Here is a 19,738-nt window from a genome sequence, read left to right as displayed (position 1 = left end):
TCCTGTAATTTACAGGAGTTTTTTTATGGGTTTATAAGCGATGTTTTAGTTTAGACAAACAAAGCCTTTAATTCTGTCGCTTCACTCGCTTTCATTTTTCCAGCGATTACTAAGCTTAATTGTTTACGTCTTAATGCCCCTTTGTAACGTTCTTTTTCTAATTCTGTTTCAGCAACAATTTCTGGAATAGCAACAGGTCTTCCTGTTTCATCTACGGCTACAAAGGTATAGATAGCTTCGTTAGCTTTTGCGCGTTCTCCAGATTCTCTGTCTTCTATCCATACATCAATATACACCTCCATCGATGTTCTAAATGCACGAGACACTTTTGCTTCTACTGTTACCACGCTACCTAAGGGTATTGCACGGTTAAATGCAACATGGTTAACAGAAGCGGTAACAACAATACGACGAGAGTGGCGTCTAGCTGCAATACTTGCAGCACGGTCCATTCGTGCTAATAATTCGCCTCCAAATAAATTGTTTAAAGGATTTGTTTCACTTGGTAATACCAAGTCTGTCATAACTGTTTTTGATGCTCCCGCTGTTTTTGCTTTCATAAAATAAATGTCTATAATCCATTTTCCAACCTAAAAGTGGTGGTAAACGAAATGCAAAGGTAAGACCATTTAAGAAAATAGTCTTTAAATTACTCAAAAATTACTAGGAGATTGGTTTAGTTTATGTCTTTAACTAATAGCCAAGCATTTGGATTATTCGAGCGTTTAATAGCATTTAATGCATTAATAGCATCGCGTCTTTCGGTATAGCTTGAATAGATAACTTGGTGTAAGCCATATTTGTTAACGCCAATTTTACGCGCGTTAAACCCTTCGTTTTTTAGTTCTTCAACTTTCTTATCACCATTTTCTTCTATACGAAAAGCCCCAGCAACAATATGGAAATTCCCCGCTTCCTTGTTCACTTTTAAAGTGACTGCCGGTAAGGGATTGTTAATAACAAAATTAGCTTCTTGTATTTTGTGATCTAACTGTTGGTGCGCTTCTTCCTGAGCTATTTCATTATGCGCGTTAATCGTATTAAGGTTGTATTTAGCAACTCCGAAACCTGCAAGAGTTAAAGCTAAAACAGCGACTGCCGCGTATTTTAAATAAGATTTAGATTGGCGTTTTTCGGGTGTAACAGCAATTGGAATCACTTTCTCTACAGCTTCAGCTTCCTTTTTATAGGTTTCTCTAGTGACATTATGAGAAACAAAATGAGACAAGCCAAAAGCATCGGTTAGATAATTTAAATGGTACGACGGACTAAATTGAATCTTAGCTTCCGAGTTAAATTCTAAGTCACCAATGTGTTTAAAGCTAACTGTTTCACCTTGAGTTAATCGTGATTTTAATGCGTGAACCTCTTTAGCAATTAGTGCCATAGCTTCTTCAAACGCGATGTTTTCAGCATCCGCAATATAGCGTGCTAATAACCCATCGTTGGTCTGAATTTGCTCGTTAAACGATAGCATTTTCTTTGGTGGATAAAATGCATTCGTTGTATTATGAACTGTCGCCGATACACGTTGTGATAAAAATGCGCCAAAGTCTGGCACCGTAACACAGTCGTAACGGTATAATAAATCGCTTATGTAAGTCTCTAATTGCATAAGAACAAAGTTAATTTATTTTGTTTGTGAATAAAACTTAAGCCTTACTTTTTATTAACAGTTATAAAATTTGTTTATTGTAGTCTATAAATCAACGGTTTGCTATGACGGAAAATGACTTGCTTTACACTTTAGCGCTGCAACATGTTGCCAAAATAGGAGACACAACAGCTAAAAAATTGATTAATCACTGCGGATCTGCAGAGGCAGTGATGAAAGAAAAACGCCACAACTTATTAAAAATTGATGGCATTGGTGCCTGGACTATAAGCGATATGTTTCTTAGAAACCACCTCGAAGCAGCCGAAGAGGAATTAAAATTTATTAAAGACGAAGGCATAAAAGCGCTTTATTTCACTTCTGAGGAATATCCTTCTAAATTAAAACACTGTATAGATAGTCCTATTCTACTTTTTGAATCTGGGAATATAAACCTGAATAAAAAACATATTATTAGTATTGTTGGTGCCCGAAAAGTTACCAGTAGCGGTATTGCTTTTTGCGAACGACTGGTAGAGGAATTGGCGCCTTTTGACCCTATTATTGTTTCCGGTTTTGCCTATGGTACCGATATTACTGCTCAAAAAGCAGCCTTAAAACACGAGTTGCAAACGGTAGGGTGTTTAGCTCACGGTTTAAATCAGATCTACCCTAAAGCGCATAAAAAATATGTTGCTGCTGTCGAAAATAATGGTGGTTTTTATACCGATTTTTGGAGTTCTTCGGTTTTTGATAAAAACAATTTCTTAAAACGAAATCGGCTTATTGCAGGGATTAGCCAAGCTACAATAGTTATCGAGTCGGCCGAAAAAGGGGGTAGCTTAGTAACTGCCGATATAGCAAATTCTTATAATCGCGATGTGTTTGCCGTTCCTGGCCGTATTACCGATACCCAAAGTGTAGGTTGTAATAATTTAATTAAACACCAAAAAGCTCACCTGCTATCCAATCCCTTAGATGTGCCCTATATTTTAAACTGGCAGCTAGAAGACAATAAAACACCAACGATACAAAAACAATTATTTGTAGAATTGGACGCTAATGAAAAGCTTGTTTATGCTTTTTTGAAAGAAAGTGAAAAGGAACTTTTAGATGTTATTGCTCTAAAATGCAATATGCCAACCTATAAGTTGGCTGGCATATTGTTAGGTATGGAATTAAAAGGAGTGGTACGGCCACTTCCTGGTAAATTATTCGAGGTTATTTAGTAACCGATTTTTTCTCTTACACGTTTTAATACAGCATCGGCAACGACTCTTGCTTTTTCTGCTCCTTTTGCTAATGCTTCGTCTACGGCGTCTAAATTATTCATATAATAAGTATAGCGTTCGCGAGGCGTTTCAAACGTTTTTAAAATCAATTCATATAGGGCTTGCTTAGCATGACCATAACCATAATTTCCGTTTTCATAATTGGCTTTCATCGTTTCTATTTCCGACTCTGAAGCTAGCAAACTATAAATAGCGAAACAATTACAAGTACTCCAATCTTTAGGGTCTTCAAGGGCTGTGCTATCGGTTTCAATGCTCATCACCTGCTTGCGCAATTGCTTTTCTGGTAAAAAGATGTTAATAGTATTGCCTTTACTCTTACTCATTTTAGCACCGTCGGTACCAGGAATAATCATAATTTTATCTTCTATTTTTCCTACTGGCATCACAAATGTTTCACCCATTTTAGCATGAAAGCGAGAAGCGACATCACGGGTCATCTCTATGTGTTGCAATTGGTCTTTTCCTACCGGAATTATTTCAGCATCGTATAATAAAATATCGGCAGCCATTAACATAGGGTAGTTAAATAAACCTGCGTTAACATCCTCTAAGCGGTCAGCTTTATCCTTAAAGCTATGTGCTAAGGTTAAGCGTTGATACGGAAAAAAACAGTCTAAATACCAAGTTAACTCTGTAGTTTGCGGAATATCACTCTGTCTGTAAAACACCGTTTTCTCTATATCTAAACCTAAAGCAAGCCAGGTTGCAGCCGTAGAATAGGTGTTTTCACGCATTACTTTAGCATCCTTAATCTGTGTTAATGAATGTAAATCGGCAATAAATAAAAACGAATCGTTATCAGCGTTTTTAGAGATTTCAATTGCCGGTAGTAATGCGCCCAATATATTTCCTAAATGTGGCGTTCCTGTGCTTTGTATTCCTGTAAGTATTCTAGACATAATCACGTTCCGTAATCACGGAATTGTTATTTAATTAAACTGTATTTTATGTTGAGTAAACAAAGGTACTTTTTTTAAATAAAATGTAACCATTTACTTCAATCCAATTATGTATTTTTACGGCTTATGATTATTTTAAAATATATTTTCACCTTTCTTTATCGCGTTTGGTTTTACATCTTAATGGCGATACCCATAATAGTGCTATTACCATTTCTTTTAATTTCTATATTAAAAGAGGAGTGGTATCCTTTTTTCTTTAGGCTAGCGCGAATTTGGGCGCGGTTTATTCTTATTGGAATGGGTTTTAAATCGCGTATTACACGTGACCAACACACCGAAACAGGAAAAAGTTATATGTTCGTGGCTAACCATACTTCGATGACCGATATTATGTTGATGTTGGTGACCGTAAAAAATCCGTTTGTGTTTGTCGGTAAGCAAGAACTCGCTAAAATACCTGTGTTTGGATTCTTTTATAAGCGCACCTGTATTTTGGTGGATAGAACAAGTGCTAAAAGCAGGCATGCCGTGTTTTTAAGAGCTCAAAAACGATTAAAGCAAGGTTTGAGTATTTGTATTTTTCCAGAAGGAATGGTTCCCGAAGAACATATCGATTTAGCCGCATTTAAAGATGGTGCCTTTAGGTTAGCTATTAACCATCAAATTCCGATTGTACCGATTACATTTGCCGATAATAAAAAACGTTTTTCTTACACTTTCTTTAGCGGTAGTCCGGGGAAAATGCGCGTTAAAGTGCATCGCTTTGTACCTACCCAAGGCTTAACAATTGCTGACACTAAAACGCTAAGAGAAGAGGTGCGAGAAATAATACATCACCAACTTAAGCAATTTAATAACACACAAAAAAACTGTTCATGACACCGAACAGTTTTTTCATATGCTCTCGATAGTAATCGAGATAAAACCATAAACCTACCTACTAAGTTTATGACCTAAAATTTGTAGCTAAAGCCAGAATACACGCCTATAATATAAGGTTTGAAATTACCTGAAGATTCGTTGTATGTATTTAATTGGTATTTAAAAGTGGGTTCTAGATTAAAGCTAAACGCTTTTGAAAAATCATAGTTTAATCCCAATCCTATATTTGTACTAAAGCTAATGTTATTTATGTTATTGGCTTCTCCAATTTTTGTTTTATAATTTTCGAACTCGGTAACCACTTGGTTATCGCTTAAGAGAAAGGTGCTCATTCCTCCTATTATATGCAATCCAAATTGCTTTTTAATAAGGGTGTATTCCAATTCTAATGGGACTTCTATATAACTCATTCGCTGACTTAAGGCCGCGTTAAATTTATCGTTAAAGACGCTATTTATTTGTTGCACGTTAAAACTAGATGTACTGATAACAGATAAGCTTTCTCCGTTTGGTGTAGGCTCGAAATCGATATGACGCATAGGTTTTATATCTGGATTTTCAGACGATACGCTTTGGTAAACAATAACGCCAGCAGTATCATAACTTAAGTTTAGTTTATTTACTCCAGATCGTAATTTTAGCTTATCGTTTAACGCATACCCCACCTGCACACCATAACTCATATTAACCTCACCGTCTTTGGTGTTATTAACGAACTGTTCGTCGATCGATGAGCCTTTACCTAGTGAGTTAAAATAAACCGGGGCAATAGTGGCATTTACACTCCATTTGTTCGTGATTGATTCTTTCTCTATGTTGTCTAAGGCTTGAAGTTTAGCTATCGCATCTTCTATCGACTCGCCTAAAGAAGCGTCTGTAGTCGGGAGGTCGTAAGTTGTTTTGCTTTTTAATAAATTGCCTAGACTTAGAGTAGCTATTTTTTTCTTTATTGTAAACAGCTCGTCTTTTGATGTATTCGTGTTGCTAGTCGTTGTGGCGTAAGTATTTTGTTGTTTATCTCTAGGGTGTCGAGTAGGCGTGGAATTTATATTTTTATTGTTTTCTAACTGACTACTGTTTGCTACTTGGTAATTTGTTGGTGTTGAAGCCGAAGTGGAAGTCGGATTTTGTGCTAATGTGGCTTTATTGGTTAATGCGTTTCCGGTAGATTTTTGTTTGATCTCGCTATTATCACTGTCTTTTGATGTGGAGGTTAGTGCCGATTGATGCGCTTCAGGCGTTGTGATGGTTCTTGTGCTATTAGTTAGTTGGTCTTCGCTATTGGTTACTGCATGTGTATCGGAAATGAGATGTTGTGATGCTTTAGTGCCACCCGGTGTGGTATCACTTATTACGTCAGCATTGTTAGTTTTAGTTATTGTGGTTACAGGTGATGTGTTCGTTGTACTACTATCGGTTTTCGATGAGCCCCTTGTGGTATCTTCGGGCGTATTGATGCCATTAATAGTGGGGTCTAATGATGAAGAATCGCTAGTAAAGACGTTTACACCAACGGTAACGAAAATTAAAAGTACTGCAGCAATTGCTGCCCATTTAGACCATAATTTAGTGATTGGTTTAGCTGTTTTTTTAGGAGGGTTTAATTCCTTTTGAATGTTTTGCCAAACGGCATCGCTGGGTTTGGCTTCAAAGTCTTTAAACTTCTCTTGAAAAAGTCTATCGATGTGCTTTTTATTACTCATTTTATAAGGATTGGGAGTGAGCTCCCGGTTTATATGCTTTAATTTTCGTTTTTAAAATCTGACGAGCGCGAGCTAAGTTAGATTTCGAGGTGCCTTTATTTATTTGTAACGCCTCAGAAATTTCTTGGTGCGAATACCCGTCTAAAACATACAGGCTAAAGACCAGGCGGTATTGGTTTGGTAGCTCTTGAATTATTTGTAACAAATACTCTAACGACACAGCGTCTTCTTCATCTTCTGTGATGGTTTCGTCTTCAATTTCATCGTCCTTAATGATATCGAAAATACCCCCTTGTTTTCTATACCGTTGTAAGGCGGTATTTATAGTAATGCGTTTTAACCAACCTTCAAAAGACCCTTTATTTTTATACTGTCCTATTTTTTTAAAAATAGTGATAAACGCATCTTGTAAATTATCTTCCGCTTCGGCATAGGACCGCGAGTACTTTAAGCATATCGAAAATAATGTACTCGAAAAGAGCATATAAAGTTCGCTTTGTGCTTTAGTATCATTAGCCTTACAATGTTCTATGAGTCTATCTAAACTCAAACTATCTAAACGGTTTAGTTACTATTTATTCTATTACAGGAATGTCGTAATTCAAGTAAATATCTTCATTATTTTCATCTTTACCATTCCAAAACATAAATTTATAAACCCCAGGATCTGTAGCTTTAAAATTAAAAGAAGCTTCTGTTGTTGCATTTATTTCGTAGCAATTGGTATTGGTATACACGGTACTAATAATAGAAACAGTGCGCTCGTTTTGGTCTTTTGAATAATAAATATCGCTAAAAGAATGACAATTTGTGGGTTTTATATAAAAAAGTGTAATAGTATAAATCTCTCCCAGCTCAAAAGTGTCAGGAATATCAACCGATTCGATAGGAAGTAAAGTTTGATAACTACTCAATGAATCATCATCATTGACACTACATGATAATAGGAGTGTAGCTAAACAAGCTAGTAGGTACTTTTTCATAGGTGTTAATTAGACTTAAAAAATTGCGCATTTACTAGTAGATGCTCTAAGTATGAAAAGGTTGCGTGTAAAAACAAAAAAATCCCGAAAAGTTCGGGATTTTTATAGATTGTAATAAGAAGGCTATTGCTCTAAGTCTTGTTTAATAGCGTCTTTAATTTTTTCTTCTAATTCATCAAATAACTCAGGGTTGTCTTTAATAATGGCTTTTACAGCATCACGTCCCTGACCTAATTTGGTGTCACCATAGCTAAACCAAGAACCGCTTTTCTTAACGATTTCTTTTTCTACAGCAACATCTAAAATCTCTCCAACCTTACTAATTCCTTCGCCATACATAATGTCGAATTCTGCTAGTCTAAATGGCGGAGCAACTTTATTTTTAACGACTTTAACACGGGTTTTATTACCCATAACATTTCCGTCGGTATCTTTAATTTGCGTCGATCTTCTGATATCTAAACGAACAGAAGCGTAGAATTTTAAGGCATTACCACCTGTTGTCGTTTCAGGGTTACCAAACATAACTCCAATCTTTTCACGCAATTGGTTAATAAAAATAACGGTACAGTTGGTTTTACTTATAGATGCCGTTAATTTTCTTAAGGCTTGAGACATTAAACGGGCGTGTAATCCCATTTTAGAATCTCCCATTTCTCCTTCAATCTCACTTTTTGGTGTCAGTGCCGCTACCGAGTCAACCACAACAATATCTATGGCTCCCGAGCGGATTAAATTATCTGCAATTTCTAGTGCTTGCTCCCCGTTATCTGGTTGAGAAATGATTAAATTATCGATATCTACGCCTAATTTTGCAGCATAAAATCGGTCGAAAGCGTGCTCTGCATCAATAAATGCTGCAATTCCACCTGCTTTTTGTGCTTCGGCAATAGCGTGTAATGTTAACGTTGTTTTTCCAGAAGATTCTGGTCCGTAAATTTCTATAACACGACCTCTTGGGTATCCTCCAACCCCTAAGGCGATATCTAATCCTAAAGACCCAGACGGAATAGCATCAACATCTACTACTGCAGCGTCACTCATTTTCATTACTGTTCCCTTTCCGTACGCTTTGTCTAACTTATCTAAAGTTAATTTAAGCGCTTTTAATTTTGCTTCTTTGTCGCTGCTCATCGTTTTATTTTTTCGTATTTGTTAGGCTAAAATACTACTTCATTTTAAGTATTACAATATTTATGACGCAACCTTTTTATTCTTTTTGCATCTACTAAATAAAGCAGGGAGAATTTTGCTATGAAAAAGACTATTTACTCCTGTTTTTATAAGTCTAACTTTAATTAATACATATTAAAGTCATGAAATATTTAAAAAGAATATTAATTTCAAAAACGTTAGGTGTTTCAGTTTCTGTTTATGTAAACAGTAGCTGTAAAGCCGATGGTGGTTAGCTCGTGTGTTTTTTTTAGAGATAAAAAAAATAATAACGAGTTAGTCTATTAAAAGTCCTTTGCAGAGCGTAAAGGACTTTTTTTTGTTGAAAACCTTAGAAAACAGTACTTTTGCAAAAAGTAATCTTTAACCTTAAAAAATTAGTATAGCATGCAACTGTACAATAAACTAAGTGCCAAAGAGAGAGCAGAGCTTATAGAAAAAGCCGGACAAGAACGTTTAACGCTTTCTTTTTACCAGTATGCCAAAATTGGCAACCCTCAAATCCTTCGCGATCATTTGTTTTTAACGTGGAACGCTTTAGACGTTTTAGGAAGAATTTATGTCGCTACCGAAGGTATTAATGCCCAGTTATCTTTACCGGCAGATCGTTTTAACGAATTTAAAACGCATTTAGATACCATCGATTTCCTAAAAGACATTCGATTAAATATTGCTATCGAGCAAGATAATATGTCCTTTCTAAAACTGAAAGTTAAGGTGCGTAAAAAAATTGTTGCCGATGGCTTAGAAGATGATGCTTTTGATGTGACCAACAAAGGGGTTCACGTTGCTGCAAGTCAGTTTAACGAACTTATCGAAGACGAAAATACGGTGTTGGTCGATATGAGAAATCATTACGAAAGTGAAATCGGTCATTTTAAAAATGCCGTGACTCCAGATGTTGATACCTTTAGAGAATCTTTAGATATTATAGAAGAAGATTTACGAGAGTTTAAAGAAGATAAAAACTTGGTTATGTACTGCACTGGAGGTATCCGTTGTGAAAAAGCTAGTGCTTACTTTAAGCATAAAGGCTTTAAAAATGTATACCAATTAGAAGGTGGTATTATCGAGTATACACGTCAGGTTAACGATCAAAAACTAGAGAATAAATTTTTGGGTAAAAACTTTGTTTTCGACGATCGTAGAGCCGAAAAAATTAGTGAAGATGTGATTGCCAATTGCCATCAGTGTGGTGCGCCTTGCGACACGCATGTAAACTGCGCTAATGAAGCCTGTCATTTACTATTTATTCAATGTGAATCGTGTAAAGAAGACATGGATAACTGTTGTTCTACCGCTTGTAAAGAGATTCACGCTTTACCATACGAAGAGCAAAAGGAATTGCGAAAAGGACAAGGTAATAGCAATGATATTTTTAAAAAGGGAAGAGCCGATTATTTGCCTTACAAAAAGGACTTAAGAAACATTTTTGAGACGTTGAAAAAATAAGTCTTATTTTCATATTCAATTATTTAAAAGCCCGATATACTAATCGGGTTTTTTTATGTTTTATAGTCTTTAGAATAATCTTATATTTACAAATCGAAGTAAAACTTTGTATTGTATGATTTTAACTTAAAAAGCATACAATTTTTTTAATCATCTTCTGGCGTTAAGTCGTTCAGAATCAATATATACATATATGGCTTGCACAAGCTGCTCAACAAAAGACGGCCAACCTAAAGGCTGCAAAAATAATGGAACTTGCGGTACAGATAGTTGCAATAAGTTAACTGTTTTTGACTGGTTATCTAACATGTCAGTTCCAAATGGAGAAAAACCTTTCGATTTTGTCGAAGTTCGCTTTAAAAACGGACGTAAGCATTATTATAAAAATACAGAGAGTTTATCATTAAGTATCGGTGATGTGGTCGCTACCGAGGCGCAATCAGGCCACGATATTGGTGTGGTTACTTTAACCGGAGAATTGGTTCGTGTTCAAATGAAACGCAAAAAAGCCAGTCAAACTGGTGATGAGGTTCAAAAAATATATAGAAAGGCCTCTCAAAAAGATATCGATATTTGGTCGGATGCTCGTGATAGAGAGGAACCTATGAAGGTGAAAGCACGCCAATTTGCGATTGATTTGAATCTTCAAATGAAGATTTCTGATATCGAATTCCAAGGGGATGCTAGTAAAGCAACATTTTATTACACGGCCGAAGATCGTGTCGATTTTAGAGAGTTAATAAAACTTTTTGCTAAAGAATTTAGAACGCGAATCGAGATGAAACAAATCGGTTTCCGTCAGGAAGCAGCGCGTTTAGGAGGTATTGGCTCTTGTGGTCGCGAATTGTGTTGTTCTACGTGGTTAACCGATTTTAGATCGGTAAGCACATCGGCAGCACGTTACCAGCAATTATCATTAAACCCACAAAAATTAGCGGGTCAGTGTGGTAAACTTAAATGCTGTTTAAATTATGAGTTAGACTCGTATTTAGACGCTTTAAAGGCATTTCCAAAAACAGATATTAAGCTGTATACCGAAAAAGGAACTGCAGTATGCCAAAAAACTGATATTTTTAAAGGGCATATGTGGTATGCTTATGAAGGGGAGTGGATGAATTGGCATAAAATTACTACCGATCAAGCACGAGAAATTATAGAGCTTAACCGCAAAAAAGAAAAAGTAGAAAGTTTAGAAGAGTATGCTTCAGATTTAGTGGAAGAAGCGATTACTACAGAGTTTGAAAATGTTGTTGGCCAAGATAGTTTAACGCGTTTTGATAGTCCAAAAGGGCCTAAAAAACGTAAAAATACTAAAGGGAGAAATACAAAAAATAAAAACACCCGTAAACCGGCAGCGCGAACGGATGCTAAAACAAGCGATAAACCTAAAGCGGCACCTAGCAAACCTAGAAAGCGACAGGAAGTAAAAGGTGAAGCTAAAACAGCAAATAAGCCTAAGCCAAGACCAAAACAACGGCCTAAGCCAAGAGCAAAAACCGACGATAAAGCGGGGGCAACAGATCAAAATAAAGGGCCAGTAAAAAAGCCGGCAAAACGACGACCAAAACCAAACCCGTCAAAAGGTAACGATAAAGGCAGGCCGAAAACAGGCGGAAGTAAAGATGTAAAAGGGCAAGACAACGTAAAAAATAAAGACTAATATCAACATGCTGAGTAGATTACTATTAGGAATTGTGTGTAGCTTGTGTTTGTTTTCTTGCGATTCGAATGCTGTTTTTGACGCGTATAAAACGGTGCCAGATGCATGGAATAAAAATGAGGTGGTTAGCTTTAATATTAAGGCTCCCGATTCTATAAATCCGTATAACCTATTTGTAAACTTGCGGAATACCAATGCGTATAAGTTTAATAATTTATTTCTTATTGTAGAAATGAATTTCCCTAATGGCAAAGCAGTAAAAGATACCTTAGAGTATAGAATGGCTGCGCCCGACGGGACGCTATTAGGAACGGGACTAGGAAGTATAAAAGAAAACAAATTGTGGTATAAAGAAGGTGTTGTTTTTGATGAAGGTGGGGAATACACAGTGCATATTCAACATGCCATGCGAAAAAATGGTGATGTTAACGGTGTCGTAGATTTAGAAGGGGTAACCGATATTGGATTTAGAATTGAAAAACCTTCGGTACAACAATAAAAATAGTAATTTATTATAGATGGCAAAGAAGAAAGAAGCCCAAAAAAGTCCTGATTTTGCGAAGTATGTTCGCGGATTTTGGATTTTATTTTCATTAGGTATATTAGCAGTCGTTCTCGTATTTTCATTAGCCTCTTGGGGTGTTTTTGGAGATATGCCTGATCACACACAGCTAGAAAATCCGAATACTAATTTAGCCTCAGAGATTATCTCTAGTGATGGTAAGACCTTAGGAAAGTTTTATTTTAATGACAACCGAACACCGGTAGGTTACGATGAGTTTCCAAAACATTTGGTAGACGCATTAATTGCTACCGAAGATGCACGTTATTACGGTCACTCGGGTATTGATGGGTGGGGAACCTTACGTGCTATTGTAAAACTAGGTGCTGGTGGTGGTGCGAGTACCATCTCTCAGCAATTAGCAAAACAATTATTTCATGGCGAAGGGTCGACAAATATTACAGAGCGACTTATTCAAAAAGTAAAAGAATGGGTTATTGCGATTCGTTTGGAACGCCAATATACCAAAGAGGAAATTATAGCTCAGTATTTTAATATTTATGATTTTGGTAATAATGCCGATGGTATTCGCTCGGCAGCACGTATTTACTTTGGTAAAGAGCCTAAAGATCTAGATGTTAAAGAATCGGCAATGTTGGTGGGGATGTTTAAAAACTCCTCCTTGTACAATCCGAGGCCTAACCGCAACCCTGTGGGTGTTAGAAACCGTAGAAATGTGGTGTTATCACAAATGGAGAAATACGGTTATATTACGGAAACGGTAAAAGATTCATTACAAAAAACAGAATTAGATTTAAACTATACGCCAGAATCTCACCGTGAAGGAATAGCCACTTATTTTAGAGGGCACCTTGACGGGTATATGAAGGAGTGGATTAAAGACAACCCAAAACCAGACGGCTCGAAATACAATTTGTATAACGACGGACTAAAGATTTATACGACGATCGATTCGCGCATGCAAACCTATGCCGAAGAGGCGGTGCAAAAGCACATGGCTAAATTACAAGCAGAGTTTTTTCATCAAAATACGCCAGATAGAAATAAAACGGCTCCTTTTTTAGATTTATCTAATGATGAGGTGGATGCTTTAATGATGCGTTCTATGAAGCAATCGGAGCGTTGGAGACATATGAAATACGATTTAAAAATAGCTGATAAAGACATTATTGAATCGTTTCAAAAACCGACAAAAATGACGGTTTTTTCTTGGGCTGGAGAAATCGATACGATTATGAAACCTATCGACTCTATGCGTTATTATAAGTCGTTTTTACATACAGGTATGATGAGTATGGATCCTAAAACGGGCTTAGTAAAAGCGTGGGTTGGTGGAATCGATTACAGACATTTTCAATACGATCATGTTAAGCAAGGAAAACGTCAAGTAGGGTCTACTTTTAAACCGTTTGTGTACGCCACGGCAATCGATCAATTGCACATGTCTCCCTGCGATAAATTACCGCGCTCTCAAATTACAATCGAGAAAGGTAAATTTGGAAATATGGAACCTTGGACACCAAAAAATTCCGATGGAAAATATGGTGGAGAAATAACCTTGCAACAAGCTTTAGCATCGTCGGTAAACACCATTACTGCGCGATTAATGGATAAAGTAGGGCCACAACCTGTTGCCGATTTAGCAAAGAAATTAGGTGTAGAATCTAACATACCTGCGGTACCGTCTATTGGTTTGGGAACTGCTGATATAAGTGTCTACGAAATGGTAGGGGCGTATTCGGCTTTTGCTAATAAAGGGGTGTACACCAAGCCAGTAATGATAGAGCGTATAGAAGATAAAAACGGAACCGTTTTATTTCAGTTTACACCAGAAACCCGTGATGTTTTAAGTGCAGAATCGGCTTATGTAACCGTTAAGTTGTTAGAAGGGGTAACACGAGGTGGTTCGGGTACACGTTTACGAACTCAGGGGGCCGAAAAATGGAATAAGATGTATCAAGAAATTATTACGGGGTACCCTTATCAATTTACAAACCCTATTGCCGGAAAAACAGGAACCACACAAAACCAAAGTGACGGTTGGTTTATGGGTATGGTGCCAAACCTTGTAACAGGCGTTTGGGTTGGTGCAGAAGACAGAGCAGCACACTTTAAGACCATTACTTACGGACAAGGAGCATCGATGGCATTGCCTATTTGGGGGATGTATATGAGAAGCTGTTATGAAGATGAAGACTTGGAGATCTCAAAAGGTGATTTTGAAAAACCGTCAGAGTTATCAATACCTGTAGATTGTAGTAATTATAACCCGGAAGACGAAACTGAAGGAGACGAAAAGCAAGAAGGTTTACCAGATGAATTAGATATATAATTTGTTTATAGTATAAAAATTAAAAGCCATTACGCAAGTAGTGGCTTTTTTTTGTGTACAAAATTTGCGTTTTCACTCCAATTACGGTTTTTACCGTAACGAAAAGTGCAAATAAGTTGTAGTTTTCGATGAATGGTATAAAAAGATATTGTGAGATTATTGTTATTATTATACACTTGCTTTTTAATAGTTAAAATCACTAATTTTTAAAAGCAACCAAACGAATGAAAAAAAGAAAATGTAAACAGTATTTAAAACTAGTAATGTTGCTCTTCGGGGTTACATTGGTGTTATCTAGTTGCCAAAAAGATGATGATGTTTGAACAGCTTCTTATCAAAAAATAAGTCCAAAAGGATTTCAGGTAAAACAAATTTCTTTTACAGAATTGAAAAACAAAGTTGAATTACAAAAGCCATTAAATAAACTATCTAAACATTTCAAATCATCACGAGATTTAGACACATATTCAAAAGTAGATGCCAATGATGGTTCTTTTTCGGTGCTAACAGATAGAATACTTGAAGTGTTTACAGATTCGACTACCGTCTATACCTTTTTAATAGAAAGGCCAACCTCTCCTCTTTCTGATTTTGAGAACTTTGTCCTGTTTAAAAATTCAAACAATTATTATAGTTTATTTATTTATAGATATATTAATAATGGAAGCGCCGATGAACTACCTTACAATATAACGAAAGAATCTATCTCTGAAGAACAGATAAGTTTGGGCGAGCTTCAAGATTACACCCAATCGAGAACAGCAGTTGTTGAGATGGGACCCAATGGTTGTGCTTGGTCTTATACGTTAAATTGTATGGATTACGAAACTGTTGAAGTAGATTGCTTTTATGTACTTATGGGTGTCGAGTGCCCAAGTAACAATAATGGTGGAGATGATTCAAATGGTGACTCGGGTTATAATTATGACGGCGGAGGGATTAATGGTAATGATTCGGATAACAACGAGAGTTATAATACGGATCCTTCTTCTGGAGGGTCACATAGTGGTGGAAGCACCACCCCTAACAATGAATTGCCTGTTGGTGTAATTGCACCTACTATGGCAGCACAACTTGCAATGTATTTAGATCTTACTCCAGAACAGGCGTTTTGGGCTAACAAGCAAGAACCTGAAACAATTAAAGAAATACCCGATTATCTATTTGTTAATTGTGCACAGGATTATAACTCTAATAGCTGTCAAGGAGCTCAAGCTTTTGCTATTGAAGCTGTAGTTACTTTGATGAATGGAGGAGAAGTGGATTTTGATGAGCAAATAATAAAAGATTCTTCCTTTATTGGAACTGATGCAGAATGCGTTTTAGATGAATTGATTTCTAATGAAAATAATCTATTTAGGGTCACATCAGAAGCTTTTACGGGTAATAAAAGTAAATACAAAATTAAATTTGTTGTTGGAAATTTGTTGAGTGGAGGTGGTCAGGCTAGTGCTAGTTTACCAAACGAAAATGATGTGATTTTAATAACATTTGATGATGATGCTGTAAATGGGAATGCAATAGAGCTAGCATCAACTATTCTACACGAAACAATACACGCTGAATTACATCGTATAATTCTAACAAATAATGCCCCTCCGAATTCTTTAGATCAAGAAATATATAATTGGTATGTTGTTATGTATAACTATTATGAAAATGCAGGATATACGAGTAATGAAATAGCTACTTACTCGGAGCACAATCTAATGGCTGCGCATTATATTAATCCTGTAGCTAATGGTTTAAGACAATTTGATAACAATTCTCAACCTGTTTCAAGTTATGAGTTTTTCGCTTGGACAGGTCTCAATGCCTATGGCCTACAGAGACAATTAATTAATAGTACCCAACTACAAAATTTAGCCAACTTATCTTTAAACGTACATAATGATGAATATACAAACCCGTGTGATTTATAAATGTTTTATTCTATTATTCTTTACTTTAGTTTTTGGATGTAAAGAAAAACAAAATAGCTTAAGTGTATTTAATGATACCTTCGATTCCTTTTTAACGAAATCTGTAATAGATATAAGGTATAACACGCCTCCCTCTTTCGAAGAATATAAAGATGGTCTTAGTAAAAAAGCAGTACTAATAAGGCCTGATAGTATAAGTAAGTTAAAATTATTTGTTGTACAAACATCTTCAGGTGCTTACCTCGCACGTTACAAGAATTATCTTCCAGAAGATTATAAAAATATAATTAAAAATTCGAGTACCGAAATTAGTTATGTTCCTGAAGAAACAACAGTGTTTTCTAATCATAATTTTGAGGTGAAAATTATTGAGGAAAAAGATATTAAGTCCTTTAAAAGAAGTGAGGAATTTAGTGGGAATAATGTTGGTGGTGTATTTTACTTTAGTAAAATGATTATTAATAAAGAGCACAATAAGGCTATGGTGTATGTGAGTTGGTTTAAAGAAAAACTCAATGGTAATTCTAGTATTATTTTATTTAAAAGAGAAAAGGAAAATTGGGTTATTGATGATGTCGTCGCTATATCCGTTAGTTAATAAGGAGTAATTAATTATTAATTAAGATGTTGTAAGTTAAATATTTAGTGGTGCAATAAACAGCTAAAAAACTAATCGCGTTTACGCATATAAAAATAAAAACTAAAAGCCATTACGCAAGTAGTGGCTTTTTTTAATATTTAAAAGTAAGTTTTCACTCCAGTTACGGTTTTTACCGTAATGAAAAGCGCAAATAAGTTGAGGTTTTCGATGAATGGTATAAAAAGATATTGTGAGATTATTGTTATTATTATACACTTGGCTTTTAATAGTTAAAATCACTAATTTTTAAAACCAACGAAACGAATGAAAAAAAGAAAATGTAAACAGTATTTAAAACTTGTAATGTTGCTCTTCGGGGTTACATTGGTCTTATCTAGTTGCCAAAAAGATGATGATTTAATACAAATTGAACAAAAAAAGAATAGTAACCAAACGGATTTTAAAATCTCAAAAATTGACAAATCTAAGTTAGCAGAAAATACCACACTTACAAGAAAGCTAACAAAACTATCCTCTAATTTAAGAAATAAAAAATCTAATAATTCCCAAAATAAAACCTTAGTTTCAAATGAGTTTGGGTTTACTATTGATACAAGTTATGCGACTTATATAGAAAGTGCAGATAAAACTTATCATTCTTATACCTTTTATATTCAAAGAGATGTAGAGGTAGAAATGTTAGAAAATTTATTAGTTTCTTTAGAGCCAGATGGTACTTATAAAACAAGCATAATATCATATAATATAACTGCGGCCGAAAAAGAAGATATTTCGAATAACATATATGTAGATATAACTAATAAAGTAAGTTCTACAGTTATAAATGATGAGGGTATAATTAGTGATATTTTTAATAAAGCAGCAGATTGCTCAGGTTATGTGCTCGTAGAATGGTGTTCTGGTACTGCAGAACACGATGGATCCAATAATTATGCTGACTGTACAGTTTATAACAGTGATAGAATTTATTTTGGTTGTGGTTTTCCTGGGGGAGGTGGCTCAACTGGTGGTAGCACAGGAAATACGTCTCCAAACACCGGGGAAACAAGTGGAAGCCAAACCAATAACGGTGGCAGTGGTGGTTCATCAAGCAATGGAGGTGTTACAACACCTACTATTCCTCAACCTTGGGAAAAAGTTGTTCTTTGTTTAAGTCAATTAGGCATAGGAGGTTCTCAAATGGTTTTACCGCAGAAATGTCTGCTTGGTTGCAATCTCAACCTAAAGGTGTTGTTGGTCAAATTAGTTACTACATAGATAAGAATGAATGCTCCGAAACTGCTCAAGCTTTTGCTATTGAAGCTGTAGTTACTTTGATGAATGGAGGAGAAGTGGATTTTCCTAACAAAATTATTATAGATTCTACGTTCGTGAATAATGCGAAAGTGAAATGCACCTACCAACAAATTTCTAAAAATAAAAGGATAAAAAATCTTTTAGAAAGTTTTATTGGAGAAGAAAGTGATTATGATTTAAAATTCCAAGTTGTACAAGATTTACAATGTAATAATGCTCTTGACCCAAGTGGTTGTTCATATAATTATCTAGAAACAGATAATTTAGTAAATATTTCAATTGACCAAGACTATGTAAACAGTAACCAGACTCCTACGTTATTTATTGCAAGAACTATAATTCATGAAGCTATACATGCTAATTTATACTTAGCTCTTTTCAACTTGAATAACGGAAACACTATAAACTTACCAGATATTAATAATTTTGAAGCGATATATGAAGAGTATAGAGTTTATAAAGGATGGCAACATGAAGTTATGGCAAATCATTATATTGGCCTAGTAACACAAACTTTACAAGAAATACATCCCTTGTTAAATGATCAAACCTTTATAGATTCGTTAAATAATGATTATCCAGATATGGCAATTGAGCAATTCTATACATGCATTGCTTATTTGGGATTAAATGGCACTGTTGGTCAAACTAATTATTTGAGTATTCCAGAGAATGCAATTAACTATAGTAATAGTTTTGAAGCTGCAAAAGTATATTCAACTAAAATACCTAATTGTAATTAAATATGAAAACTATATACCTGCCAATTCTAGCAGTATTTTTTGCATCATGTTTGAGTAAAGACACTAGATTAATAAGGAATGAAAATACTTATTATTTTTACTTTGATTCAAAGTTTCCAAATAATTCAATGAAAAAATATTATAGTTGGAAAAATGGACCTATAAAGTATATGTATAAACTTGATACTGAAAATATAATTTTTACACCTAAAGATAGAGAAAATAGAAATAATCCTATAAGAGTAAAGATGTTAGCTAATGATACTATGAAACTTAATGTGAAACACATTAAATGGCTTAATAGTTTTAATAATATTCAGAGAGATTCAATATTTCTAAAAAAATCAAATAAGAAATATTATATAATTGAAAAAGACACTTTGGATAATCAATTGTATTTAATTGATGTTGTTTTTACACAAGAAATAGACTAAAAGCATTTTTTTTTTAAACACATCTTATTCTAAAGTTTGTAAAACCTTTGAGAAAGAGGATAGTTGGGAAGAAGATGTAGCTGTTTTCATTATAAATGTGGAAGAAATTGAAAACGATACGTTAGAAAATCTAGTTTTATCATTGAAAGATGACGGAGCATATAATAGTATATTATTTAAATACTTAACTACTGTTCAAAAAAATAAACCATAGAAGATGGATTATTTGTTGATTTAACAGAT

The 19,738-nt window shown here is 35.0% G+C and carries 18 protein-coding genes; 11 read left to right on the top strand and 7 right to left on the bottom strand.

Annotated features, from left to right (window positions below; genetic code table 11):
• Window positions 1–50: 50 nt before the first annotated feature.
• Window positions 51–560, bottom strand: coding sequence for an acyl-CoA thioesterase (locus BLV64_RS01915; protein WP_092131696.1), 510 nt, complete (start codon window positions 558–560; stop codon window positions 51–53).
• A 116-nt stretch (window positions 561–676) separates the two neighbouring features.
• Window positions 677–1,615 (bottom strand): HU domain-containing protein, encoded by a 939-nt coding sequence (locus BLV64_RS01910; protein ID WP_092131694.1) that lies wholly within the window; start codon window positions 1,613–1,615, stop codon window positions 677–679.
• A gap of 104 nt (window positions 1,616–1,719) precedes the next feature.
• Between BLV64_RS01910 and dprA the strand changes: the two genes are divergently transcribed.
• Window positions 1,720–2,823 carry a DNA-processing protein DprA gene (dprA, locus tag BLV64_RS01905; RefSeq protein WP_092131691.1) on the top strand — a complete coding sequence of 368 codons (1,104 nt, stop codon included), beginning with the start codon at window positions 1,720–1,722 and terminating at the stop codon, window positions 2,821–2,823.
• Here dprA and trpS read toward each other — a convergent pair.
• Window positions 2,820–3,788, bottom strand: coding sequence for a tryptophan--tRNA ligase (gene trpS / locus BLV64_RS01900; protein WP_092131688.1), 969 nt, complete (start codon window positions 3,786–3,788; stop codon window positions 2,820–2,822). The two genes, dprA and trpS, sit on opposite strands and share 4 nt — an antisense overlap.
• A gap of 126 nt (window positions 3,789–3,914) precedes the next feature.
• On the opposite strand from trpS, the gene BLV64_RS01895 reads away from it, so the two are divergent.
• Window positions 3,915–4,670, top strand: coding sequence for a lysophospholipid acyltransferase family protein (locus tag BLV64_RS01895; RefSeq protein ID WP_092131685.1), 756 nt, complete (start codon window positions 3,915–3,917; stop codon window positions 4,668–4,670).
• A 74-nt stretch (window positions 4,671–4,744) separates the two neighbouring features.
• Here the strand turns inward: BLV64_RS01895 and BLV64_RS01890 are convergent, their stop codons facing one another.
• The 4 genes from BLV64_RS01890 to recA all read right to left on the bottom strand — a co-directional run bounded on the left by BLV64_RS01890 (window position 4,745) and on the right by recA (window position 8,493).
• Window positions 4,745–6,376, bottom strand: coding sequence for an outer membrane beta-barrel protein (locus BLV64_RS01890; protein WP_092131682.1), 1,632 nt, complete (start codon window positions 6,374–6,376; stop codon window positions 4,745–4,747).
• Window position 6,377: 1 nt separating this feature from the next.
• Window positions 6,378–6,926 carry an RNA polymerase sigma factor gene (locus BLV64_RS01885; RefSeq protein ID WP_092131679.1) on the bottom strand — a complete coding sequence of 183 codons (549 nt, stop codon included), beginning with the start codon at window positions 6,924–6,926 and terminating at the stop codon, window positions 6,378–6,380.
• Window positions 6,927–6,951: 25 nt separating this feature from the next.
• Window positions 6,952–7,359: a hypothetical protein gene (locus BLV64_RS01880; RefSeq protein WP_092131675.1), complete on the bottom strand. Its 408-nt coding sequence runs from the start codon at window positions 7,357–7,359 to the stop codon at window positions 6,952–6,954.
• 123 nt (window positions 7,360–7,482) lie between these two features.
• Window positions 7,483–8,493 carry a recombinase RecA gene (gene recA, locus BLV64_RS01875; RefSeq protein ID WP_092131672.1) on the bottom strand — a complete coding sequence of 337 codons (1,011 nt, stop codon included), beginning with the start codon at window positions 8,491–8,493 and terminating at the stop codon, window positions 7,483–7,485.
• 426 nt (window positions 8,494–8,919) lie between these two features.
• Between recA and trhO the strand changes: the two genes are divergently transcribed.
• The 9 genes from trhO (at window position 8,920) to BLV64_RS01830 (ending at window position 19,495) form a co-directional block, all read left to right on the top strand.
• Entirely contained in the window at window positions 8,920–9,984 is a 1,065-nt protein-coding gene (trhO, locus tag BLV64_RS01870) for an oxygen-dependent tRNA uridine(34) hydroxylase TrhO (protein WP_092131669.1), read from the top strand.
• Window positions 9,985–10,177: 193 nt separating this feature from the next.
• The gene (gene ricT, locus BLV64_RS01865; protein ID WP_092131666.1) at window positions 10,178–11,644 is read left to right on the top strand and encodes a regulatory iron-sulfur-containing complex subunit RicT; all 1,467 of its coding nucleotides are present in this window, start codon (window positions 10,178–10,180) and stop codon (window positions 11,642–11,644) included.
• 7 nt (window positions 11,645–11,651) lie between these two features.
• Window positions 11,652–12,143 carry a gliding motility lipoprotein GldH gene (locus BLV64_RS01860; RefSeq protein WP_092131663.1) on the top strand — a complete coding sequence of 164 codons (492 nt, stop codon included), beginning with the start codon at window positions 11,652–11,654 and terminating at the stop codon, window positions 12,141–12,143.
• A 19-nt stretch (window positions 12,144–12,162) separates the two neighbouring features.
• Window positions 12,163–14,499 (top strand): penicillin-binding protein 1A, encoded by a 2,337-nt coding sequence (locus BLV64_RS01855; RefSeq protein ID WP_092131660.1) that lies wholly within the window; start codon window positions 12,163–12,165, stop codon window positions 14,497–14,499.
• Window positions 14,500–14,885: 386 nt separating this feature from the next.
• Entirely contained in the window at window positions 14,886–16,421 is a 1,536-nt protein-coding gene (locus BLV64_RS01850) for a hypothetical protein (RefSeq protein WP_092131657.1), read from the top strand.
• Window positions 16,390–17,019: a hypothetical protein gene (locus BLV64_RS01845; RefSeq protein ID WP_143034120.1), complete on the top strand. Its 630-nt coding sequence runs from the start codon at window positions 16,390–16,392 to the stop codon at window positions 17,017–17,019. The genes BLV64_RS01850 and BLV64_RS01845 overlap by 32 nt, the downstream gene beginning before the upstream one ends.
• Window positions 17,020–17,325: 306 nt before the next feature.
• On the top strand, window positions 17,326–18,279 hold the full coding sequence (locus tag BLV64_RS01840) for a hypothetical protein (protein ID WP_092131652.1): 954 nt from the start codon (window positions 17,326–17,328) through the stop codon (window positions 18,277–18,279).
• Window positions 18,219–19,061 (top strand): hypothetical protein, encoded by an 843-nt coding sequence (locus BLV64_RS01835; protein ID WP_143034119.1) that lies wholly within the window; start codon window positions 18,219–18,221, stop codon window positions 19,059–19,061. Before BLV64_RS01840 ends, BLV64_RS01835 begins: the two co-directional genes overlap by 61 nt.
• A gap of 2 nt (window positions 19,062–19,063) precedes the next feature.
• On the top strand, window positions 19,064–19,495 hold the full coding sequence (locus BLV64_RS01830; RefSeq protein ID WP_092131647.1) for a hypothetical protein: 432 nt from the start codon (window positions 19,064–19,066) through the stop codon (window positions 19,493–19,495).
• The last annotated feature ends 243 nt before the right edge of the window (window positions 19,496–19,738 follow it).

This window comes from Bizionia paragorgiae (genome assembly GCF_900107625.1).
In the GTDB taxonomy this organism is placed as follows: Bacteria; Bacteroidota; Bacteroidia; order Flavobacteriales; family Flavobacteriaceae; genus Bizionia; species Bizionia paragorgiae.
Note: the sequence above shows the minus strand (reverse complement) of the source record. Positions and strands in the feature narration are given on the sequence as shown.

Excerpts from the sequence above, each read along its gene's own strand:
- BLV64_RS01915 (WP_092131696.1), bottom strand. The coding sequence starts at position 560 with ATGAAAGCAAAAACAGCGGGAGCATCAAAAACAGTTATGACAGACTTG.
- BLV64_RS01910 (WP_092131694.1), bottom strand. The coding sequence starts at position 1,615 with ATGCAATTAGAGACTTACATAAGCGATTTATTATACCGTTACGACTGT.
- dprA (WP_092131691.1), top strand. The coding sequence starts at position 1,720 with ATGACGGAAAATGACTTGCTTTACACTTTAGCGCTGCAACATGTTGCC.
- trpS (WP_092131688.1), bottom strand. The coding sequence starts at position 3,788 with ATGTCTAGAATACTTACAGGAATACAAAGCACAGGAACGCCACATTTA.
- BLV64_RS01895 (WP_092131685.1), top strand. The coding sequence starts at position 3,915 with ATGATTATTTTAAAATATATTTTCACCTTTCTTTATCGCGTTTGGTTT.
- BLV64_RS01890 (WP_092131682.1), bottom strand. The coding sequence starts at position 6,376 with ATGAGTAATAAAAAGCACATCGATAGACTTTTTCAAGAGAAGTTTAAA.
- BLV64_RS01880 (WP_092131675.1), bottom strand. The coding sequence starts at position 7,359 with ATGAAAAAGTACCTACTAGCTTGTTTAGCTACACTCCTATTATCATGT.
- recA (WP_092131672.1), bottom strand. The coding sequence starts at position 8,493 with ATGAGCAGCGACAAAGAAGCAAAATTAAAAGCGCTTAAATTAACTTTA.
- trhO (WP_092131669.1), top strand. The coding sequence starts at position 8,920 with ATGCAACTGTACAATAAACTAAGTGCCAAAGAGAGAGCAGAGCTTATA.
- ricT (WP_092131666.1), top strand. The coding sequence starts at position 10,178 with ATGGCTTGCACAAGCTGCTCAACAAAAGACGGCCAACCTAAAGGCTGC.
- BLV64_RS01860 (WP_092131663.1), top strand. The coding sequence starts at position 11,652 with ATGCTGAGTAGATTACTATTAGGAATTGTGTGTAGCTTGTGTTTGTTT.
- BLV64_RS01855 (WP_092131660.1), top strand. The coding sequence starts at position 12,163 with ATGGCAAAGAAGAAAGAAGCCCAAAAAAGTCCTGATTTTGCGAAGTAT.
- BLV64_RS01845 (WP_143034120.1), top strand. The coding sequence starts at position 16,390 with ATGATGAATATACAAACCCGTGTGATTTATAAATGTTTTATTCTATTA.
- BLV64_RS01840 (WP_092131652.1), top strand. The coding sequence starts at position 17,326 with ATGAAAAAAAGAAAATGTAAACAGTATTTAAAACTTGTAATGTTGCTC.
- BLV64_RS01835 (WP_143034119.1), top strand. The coding sequence starts at position 18,219 with ATGTCTGCTTGGTTGCAATCTCAACCTAAAGGTGTTGTTGGTCAAATT.
- BLV64_RS01830 (WP_092131647.1), top strand. The coding sequence starts at position 19,064 with ATGAAAACTATATACCTGCCAATTCTAGCAGTATTTTTTGCATCATGT.